8 protein-coding genes and 1 pseudogene are annotated in these 7443 nt (G+C 73.2%); 6 read left to right on the forward strand and 3 right to left on the reverse strand.

Annotated features, from left to right (window positions below; all coding sequences use genetic code 11):
• Positions 1-228 (forward strand): annotated as a pseudogene (locus tag GWI24_RS36815) (hypothetical protein); the annotation flags it as partial.
• 2 nt (positions 229-230) lie between these two features.
• Here the strand turns inward: GWI24_RS36815 and GWI24_RS36820 are convergent.
• Together GWI24_RS36820 and GWI24_RS36825 are read right to left on the reverse strand one after the other, a co-directional pair.
• On the reverse strand, positions 231-716 hold the full coding sequence (locus GWI24_RS36820; protein ID WP_210950390.1) for a heme-degrading domain-containing protein: 486 nt from the start codon (positions 714-716) through the stop codon (positions 231-233).
• Entirely contained in the window at positions 713-1813 is a 1101-nt protein-coding gene (locus GWI24_RS36825; protein WP_210950391.1) for a Gfo/Idh/MocA family oxidoreductase, read from the reverse strand. Before GWI24_RS36825 ends, GWI24_RS36820 begins: the two co-directional genes overlap by 4 nt.
• 68 nt (positions 1814-1881) lie before the next feature.
• Here GWI24_RS36825 and GWI24_RS36830 point away from each other — a divergent pair, with 68 nt between their 5' ends.
• On the forward strand, positions 1882-3060 hold the full coding sequence (locus GWI24_RS36830; protein ID WP_210950397.1) for an ROK family protein: 1179 nt from the start codon (positions 1882-1884) through the stop codon (positions 3058-3060).
• 124 nt (positions 3061-3184) lie between these two features.
• Positions 3185-4789, forward strand: a complete 1605-nt coding sequence (locus tag GWI24_RS36835) for a hypothetical protein (protein WP_210950392.1) — start codon at positions 3185-3187, stop codon at positions 4787-4789.
• Positions 4790-4832: 43 nt separating this feature from the next.
• Here GWI24_RS36835 and GWI24_RS36840 read toward each other — a convergent pair whose 3' ends face one another.
• Positions 4833-5021, reverse strand: a complete 189-nt coding sequence (locus tag GWI24_RS36840; protein ID WP_210950393.1) for an antitoxin — start codon at positions 5019-5021, stop codon at positions 4833-4835.
• A gap of 223 nt (positions 5022-5244) precedes the next feature.
• Here GWI24_RS36840 and GWI24_RS36845 point away from each other — a divergent pair, with 223 nt between their 5' ends.
• From GWI24_RS36845 to GWI24_RS36855, 3 genes are all read left to right on the forward strand, one after another.
• Positions 5245-6027: an HAD-IIA family hydrolase gene (locus tag GWI24_RS36845; RefSeq protein ID WP_210950394.1), complete on the forward strand. Its 783-nt coding sequence runs from the start codon at positions 5245-5247 to the stop codon at positions 6025-6027.
• Between the two features lie 124 nt (positions 6028-6151).
• The gene (locus tag GWI24_RS36850) at positions 6152-6718 is read left to right on the forward strand and encodes a hypothetical protein (RefSeq protein ID WP_210950395.1); all 567 of its coding nucleotides are present in this window, start codon (positions 6152-6154) and stop codon (positions 6716-6718) included.
• 5 nt (positions 6719-6723) lie between these two features.
• A partial coding sequence (locus GWI24_RS36855; protein ID WP_210950396.1) for a class F sortase occupies positions 6724-7443 on the forward strand: 720 nt, incomplete at its 3' end.

Raw genomic sequence — 7443 nt, forward strand, 5'->3', positions numbered from 1 at the left:
GAGGCCGTCCCCAACCCCGACTTCCCGCCACACGACCCGCGCCCGGCGAACGACAGCGCCCCGGTGGCTCTGGAGACCACCACCGCCGCCGCCGAGCCGGATACGCGGCCTTGGCTGTACGGGGGAACGGGCGGTGCCCTCGTGCTCGCTCTGGGAGTGCTGTACGCCGTACGCCGTCGGACCCGGGCCCGGGCGGAGTCCGTCCGTCAGGGCCCGGTGGGCACGTAGCGTCAGGGCCCGGTGAGCGAGAACCGCTCCAGCGCCTCCACCACCAGCGCGTGGTCCTCGGCCTGCGGCAGCCCCGAGACCGCGACCGCGCCGATGACGCCCGTGCCCGTCACATGGATCGGGAAGGCGCCCCCGTGCGCCGCGTACCGGTCGGGGTCGAGGCGTGAGGACTCCTCGAAGCTGCTGCCCTTGGCGCGGAAGCGGGTGCCGACCAGGAACGAGCTCGCCCCGTAGCGCTCCACGACCCGGCACTTGCGCTCCAGCCAGGCGTCGTTGTCCGGGGAGGTGCCCGGCAGCGCGCGGTGGAAGAGGCGCTGACCGGCCCGCTGGATGCCGATCGTCACGGCGGCGCCGCGCTCCTGGGCCAGGTCGGCGATGAGGCAGCCCAGCCGCCAGGCGTCGTCGTTGTCGAAGCGGGGCAGCCGCAGTCGGCGCTCCTGCTCCTCCAGCTCCGCCACGCGGGATATCGCGTCAGTGTGCTCGCTCATGCGGGGACCTCGATCCGGACGGTACGGCGCTCCGCGGCCGCCACCCGGGCCGCCTCCAGCACATGCAGGGTGGCCGCGGCCTCGGCGGCGGTGACCGGCGGCGGGGTGCCGTCGCGGAGGGCGGCGGCGACGGCGGCGTAGTACGCGGGGTAATCGCCCCGGAGGGTCTCCACCGGAACGCCGCCGCCGGTCGTCGGGGACTCTCCCGCGCCCAGCCGGCCCCAGTCGCCCTCCGGCTCGGTGCCCCATTCGACGGACGGGTCGCCGGGGCGCAGCCCCTCGCGCAGGGCGGCCTCCTGCGGGTCGAGGCCGTACTTCACATAGCCCGACTCGCTGCCCAGCACCCGGAAGCGCGGGCCGAGCTGGGCGGTGGTCGCGCTCATCCACAGATGGGAGCGGACGCCGCCGGCGTGGGTGAGGGCGATGAAGGTGTCGTCGTCGGTCTGCGCCCCGGGGCGGCGCACATCGACCTCGGCGTAGACGGACTCGACCGGGCCGAAGAGGGTGAGCGCCTGGTCGACCAGATGGCTGCCCAGGTCGTACAGCAGCCCGCCGACCTCGGCCGGGTCGCCGGACTCCCGCCAGCCGCCCTTGAGCTGCGGCCGCCACCGCTCGAAGCGGGACTCGAAGCGCCGCACCTCGCCCAGCGCGCCCTCGGCGAGCAGCTTGCGGAGGGTGAGGAAGTCGTTGTCCCAGCGGCGGTTCTGGAAGACGGTCAGCAGCAGCCCGCGGGCCTCGGCGAGCGCGGCCAGCTCCTCGGCCTCGGCGGCGGTCGCGGCCAGCGGCTTGTCCACGACGGTCGGCAGCCCGGCCTCGAGGGCGGCGCGGGCGAGCGGGACATGGGTGCGGTTCGGGGAGGCGATGACGATCAGGTCCAGCTCATCCGCCCGGGCCCACAGCTCATCGGCGGAGTCCACGAGCCGGACGTCGGGGAACTCGGGGCGCGCCTGCCGCTGCCGCTCCGGGCTGGAGGTGACGATGGTGTCGAGGACCAGCCCCTCGGTGGCCGCGATCAAGGGGGCGTGGAAGACGGATCCGGCCAGGCCGTAGCCGATCAGTCCCACTCGGGTGGTGCTGCTGTCATCGGTGGCATCCATGAAGCCCACTTTGACAACAGTGTTGCCAAAGTGCAAGCGGTGGCCACAATGGAGGGGTGAACAGCACGATGTCCGGAGCGGCCGGGCCCGGAGCCAATCTGACCGCCCTGCGCAGCCATAACGCCGCACTCGTCCTGCGACTGCTGCGGGACGCGGGCGAGGACGGCGTCAGCCGGCCGGAGCTGGCCGGGCGCACCGGCCTCACCCCTCAAGCCGTCAGCAAGATCACGGCCCGGCTGAGGGCGGAGGGGCTGCTGGCGGAGGCCGGTCAGCGCGCCTCGACCGGCGGCAAACCGCCCACCGCGCTCCGGCTGGTCCCGGACGCCCGTCATGCGATCGGGCTCCAGCTCGACCGCGACGAGGTGACGGCGGTCCTGGTCGACCTCGCGGGCACCTCGGTCGCGGCCCGCTCGGCCCCCTTCGACTTCGGCGCGCCCGCGGAGGAGGCGCTCGCGGCGGCCACGGCCGAGGTCAGGGCGCTTCTGGCGGACGCGGCGGCCGGCGGCGTGGTGGGCGGAACGGCGGGCGGCGGTATCGCTGCGGGCGGTGGGACGGACGTCGCGGCGGGCGGCGGTAGTGGCTTGGCGGCAGGCGGCGGGCTGCTCGGCGTCGGCGTCGCCGCGCCCGGGCCGCTCGACCACGGCTCCGGCGTGCTGCACCGCGTCACCGGCTTCCCCCAGTGGGACGGCTTCCCGCTGCGCGACGCGCTCGCCGAGCGGCTCGCCCTCCCCGTCGTCCTCGACAAGGACACCAACGCCGCGGCGCTCGGGCTGGTGACCGCCGGGTCCGCCGAGTCGGCCGCGTACCTCCACCTGGGCACCGGCCTGGGCGCCGGTCTGGTGCTCGGCGGGGATGTGTACCGGGGCGCGCGGACCGACGCGGGGGAGTTCGGGCACCAGGTCATACAGCTCGACGGGCCGCCCTGCGACTGCGGCAACAACGGCTGCCTGGAGGCGCTGTGCCTCGCCGCCGTCGCGCGTGGCGACCGTACGGACGCCGCGCGGCTGCTCGGCATCGGCGCGACCAACCTCGTACGGCTCCTCGACATCGACCGGGTGCTCCTGGGCGGCCGGATGGTGCTGGCCGACCCCGAGCCGTACGTTCGCGGTGTGGCCACGATGATCGCCGAGGACTCCGCCCGCGCCAGTCGCCCCCCGGTGTCCGTGGACGTCGTGGAGCGGGGCGAGCGAGCCGTCGTCGAGGGCGCCGCCCGGCTGGTGCTCGCACCGCTGTTCGCACTGGGCTGATCGAGGGGGATCCTGACCGCCAGTCGGGGGCAATCCGGGCCTGGTGCGGTGTGTCGGCGTGCGGACGCGGAATGTAGCCGAGTGCTCGGGGAAAACCGCAGCACAGCAGAGGTCACTCATGCGCTTGCCCACCGCACTGTCCCTACGAGCTGTCCTTCCGGCGGCCGCGCTCGCGGTCGCCCCGGCCCTCTACGGGGTCCCGGCGTACGCCGCCGAGGCCGAGCCCGCCGCCTGCGGGGACCGGAACGCCTCCGACTTTCCGATCGAAGCCCATCTGCGCGGCGGGCCGGACCAGTACGCCCTGGGCGGCGGCTGGCGCGGCTGGCACATCGAACTGCGCAACGCCACGGACACCGGCTGCCGCGCCATCCATCCCATCGCCGTCCTGGTCGACCAGGCCCATCAACTGCGGCCCCGCCATATCGGCTTCGAGTTCCTGGACCCCTTCGCGGACGGCGGCGCCACCTGGCGGACCGTCTCCTTCCAGACCACGGACGAGGACGAGAACATCGGGGTCTTCGACGACCACTTCAAGGGCTTCACCGTGCCCGCGCACAAGACCGTCGACGTCCAGGTGCGCACGCGCTTCACCGCGGACACGCCCGAGGGGCCGGTGACGGCCAACGCGATCGCCGTACAGCGGCGCGCGGACGACGGCGACTGGGTGGGGCAGTCGAACGACTACGCCTTCCGCGTCGGCGGGGCGGCGACGGCTACGGGTTCGGGTACGAGTTCGGGGACGGGTATGGGTTCGGATACGGATGCCGGTACTCCGGGCACCGGTGCCGGAACCAAGGGCCCGAACGCCGGAACGCGTACGAGGGCGGCCACGCGCTCCGGCGGGCTCACGGAGACCGGGACGGATACCGGTGTCGATGCCGGAGCCGCCACCGACGGGGACAACGAGACCAAGCCCGCCCCGGAACCGACCACCCGTTCCAAGCGCCCCACGGCCACCCCGAGCGGAACGTCCGAGGAGACCGCCTCGGCCGCGCCGAGCCGGAAGCCGAGCGCCACCAGAAGCCCCGGTGCGACCCATAAGGAGAGCAGCCCTGCCGCGGTGCCGCCCCGCGCCGACAGCGACGTTGATGCCGACACGGAGGCGGACGCCGACATCGGCGCGGAGGCCGATCCCGGCACCGATCCCAGCGCCGAAGAGGACGCGGGGACCGGAGCGGATACCGGTACCGATACGGATACCGAGTTGGGCGCGGATGTCGATACGGACATGGACACCGACCTCGGGGCGGACACGGACACGGACCCGGGCTCGGACTCAAGCGCGGACGCCGATACGGGTACTGACGCCGAGACGGGTTCCGACACCGAGACGGGTTCCGACACCGAGACGGGTTCCGACACCGAGACGGGTACTGACACCGAGACTGGTACCGACACCGGCACCGGTACCGACCTCGACGAGGGCCTGGACACCGACACCGAGCTGGGCACGGAGACCGACGACCCCGGCACCGAAACCGAGCCCGGCACCGAAACCGACCCCGGCACCGAAACCGGACGCGAGCCCCAGGCCGAGCCCAGCACCGGTACCGGCAGTGACGGCCGTCACGAGGAGGACGGCGGCCACGAGCGCGAGCGCGAGCGGATGCCCGAACTCGCCGCGACGGGCCGTCACACCGCCCTGCTCGCTGGGCTCGGCGTCATCAGCGCCGCGCTCGTGACCTGCGGAACCGTCCTCGTGGTGAAGTCCCGGCGCTCGAGGGTCTGAAGCCCCGACGCCCCGATGCCCTCACGTCCGGCGCGGGTACGAACTACTGGCCCCGGGGCCCCTCGCCCCGGCGGCGCAGTTCCTCGTCGACCTTGTCCGAGCCGGACTGGATCTGCTCCGAGTGCTTGCCGCCGGTCTTCTTGTCCGCGGTCTCGGCCCCCTTGCGAGCGCCCTTCCGAGTCTTGTCGGGGTTCTTGCTGATCGCGCCCTTGAGCTTGTCCATCATGCCCATCGCGGCCTCCTTACGGTCCGGCCTTACGGTCCGGCTCGTTGCACGGAGGGGCGGATTCCGCCCCTTCCCCAGGATCAGACACCTGTGCGGATCTGTCGCGCTGGGACGGAGCGCGAACCAACGGCGAACGGACCGTGCTCCGGAACACGGGGCGGTCTCCCCAGCACTTTCCCCGGTTAGGCTGAGGTCGTCGCAGAGGTCGATTCCGAGCGGAGAGCAACCAGTGGCAGAGCGCAAGCCGATCGAGTCATGGCTCACCGACATGGACGGTGTCCTGATGCATGAGGGCATACCGGTGCCCGGTGCCGACGCCTTCATCAAGCGGCTGCGCGAATCCGACACGCCGTTCCTGGTGCTCACCAACAACTCCATCTACACCCCGCGCGACCTCCACGCCCGGCTGTCCCGTATCGGGCTGGACGTTCCGGTGGCCAACATCTGGACGTCGGCGCTGGCCAGCGCCCAGTTCCTGGACGAGCAGCGCCCCGGCGGCACCGCGTATGTCATCGGGGAGGCGGGGCTGACCACCGCGCTGCACGACATCGGCTACGTCCTTACGGATGTCGAGCCGGACTATGTGGTGCTCGGCGAGACCCGTACGTACAGCTTCGAGGCGCTTACCAAGGCCATCCGGTTGATCAACGACGGTGCGCGGTTCATCGCCACCAATCCTGATGAGATCGGCCCCTCCGCGGAGGGCGCGCTGCCCGCCACCGGCTCCGTGGCCGCGCTGATCACCAAGGCCACCGGCCAGGAGCCCTACTTCGTCGGCAAGCCCAACCCGCTGATGATGCGGTCCGGGCTGAACGCGATCGGCGCCCACTCCGAGTCCAGCGCGATGATCGGCGACCGGATGGACACGGATGTGCGGGCCGGGCTCGAGGCCGGTATGGAGACCTTCCTGGTGCTCACCGGGGTGACCAAGGCGGGCGAGGTGGACCGGTACCCGTACCGCCCGTCCACGGTCGTCGAGTCCATCGCGGACCTCGTGGAACGCATCGCATGACCCGCCGGTGGGCGCTGGCATGACCTGCCGGTGACCCCTGTGCCCCGGATGGCGCAGTAGGCGCCCGCAGCGGATGCGGGGCCGTGCCGGGCGCGTGAGCCTCTTGGTATCGGGAGGTTTCACCATGCGCATTGTCGCACTCACTCTCTGTACCGCAGCATGCGCCGCCGTCGCGGTGGTGACGGCCGCCGCGCCGGCCCTCGCCGAGCAGCGCCACTCCGCCACCACCACGATCCGGATCAGCCCTCGGGCCCTCGCCCCCGGCGCCGAGGTCGAGGTCTGGGCCTTCGGCTGCCCGGACCGGGTGGCCACCGCCTCGTCACCGGTGTTCGTGGACGACGCGGAGCTGACGCCCGAGGGGGACGCGCTCTTCAGCGAGGCGACGATCCGCTCGACGGCGGCCAAGGGGGCGCACCGGGTCACGCTCGACTGCGCGGGCGGTGGCCTCGTACGTGAGGACGGAACGGGCGCGGACGGCGCGGGCGGGGTCGCCCTCGCCGTGGAGCGCCCGCCCTCGCCCGTCGCCCCCGTCCGCGCCGGCGGGGGCGGCACCGCGCCCGACGAGGCGCGGCCACGCGACGACATCGGCGCTGCGGAGGCGTACGGCCTGGTGCTCTCGGGCGGTACGGCCGTGGCCGTCGGCGGCCTCGCGGTCCACCGCCGCCGCCATCCCTCCCGTACCGCGAGCTGATCGCCATGGAGCTGGATACCGAGATGGACGGACACATGGACGGCATCGGGAATCGCTTCTCCGGCCTCGGGCGGCTGGCCATCGGACTCGCCTGGGCGGCGCTGCTGCTGGGCCTGTGGATGTGGGGCCGGGACACGACGGAGGGGACGGGCGGCCCGGTGCCGATGACCGGGGACGTGGCCGCGGTCGGGCGGCCGTCCGCCCATCCGCTGCCCCCGGCGCACGCGCCGCTGGCCTCCGCCCGGCCCAAGCGGGTCGTGATCGAGGCGGCGGGGGTCCGCGCCCCGATCGTCGCGAGCGGCCTGGATCGTGACGGGGCGGTGAAGCCCCCGCCCTTCAGCCGCCCCGGCACGGTCGGCTGGTACCGCGCCGGCCCCGAGCCCGGCTCCCCGGGCGCCGCGCTGCTGGTCGGCCACCTGGACACGAAGAGCAAACCGGCGGTCTTCCACGAGCTGAGCGATCTCAAGCGGGGGGAGCGGGTGCGGGTCGCGCGGTCGGACGGGACGACGGCGGAGTTCACGGTCGAGGACGTCGAGGTGGTGCCGGAGAAGCACTTCGACGCGCGACGGGTGTACGGGTCGCGGTCCCATGACCGCGCGGAGCTGCGGCTGATCACGTGCGGGGGGAAGTACAACCGCTCGACCCGGACGTACTCGGCGAACGTCGTCGTCTCGGCCTACCTGACCGGCACGACGGGCTCTCCTGGCAATGTGTCGGCAGGCAGC

The sequence above is a fragment of the Streptomyces sp. MK37H genome (genome assembly GCF_018035285.1).
Lineage (GTDB): Bacteria > Actinomycetota > Actinomycetes > Streptomycetales > Streptomycetaceae > Streptomyces > Streptomyces endocoffeicus.

Coding starts and splice junctions, on each gene's coding strand:
- GWI24_RS36820 (WP_210950390.1), bottom strand. CDS start 716: ATGAGCGAGCACACTGACGCGATATCCCGCGTGGCGGAGCTGGAGGAG.
- GWI24_RS36825 (WP_210950391.1), bottom strand. CDS start 1,813: ATGGATGCCACCGATGACAGCAGCACCACCCGAGTGGGACTGATCGGC.
- GWI24_RS36830 (WP_210950397.1), top strand. CDS start 1,882: ATGTCCGGAGCGGCCGGGCCCGGAGCCAATCTGACCGCCCTGCGCAGC.
- GWI24_RS36840 (WP_210950393.1), bottom strand. CDS start 5,021: ATGGGCATGATGGACAAGCTCAAGGGCGCGATCAGCAAGAACCCCGAC.
- GWI24_RS36850 (WP_210950395.1), top strand. CDS start 6,152: ATGCGCATTGTCGCACTCACTCTCTGTACCGCAGCATGCGCCGCCGTC.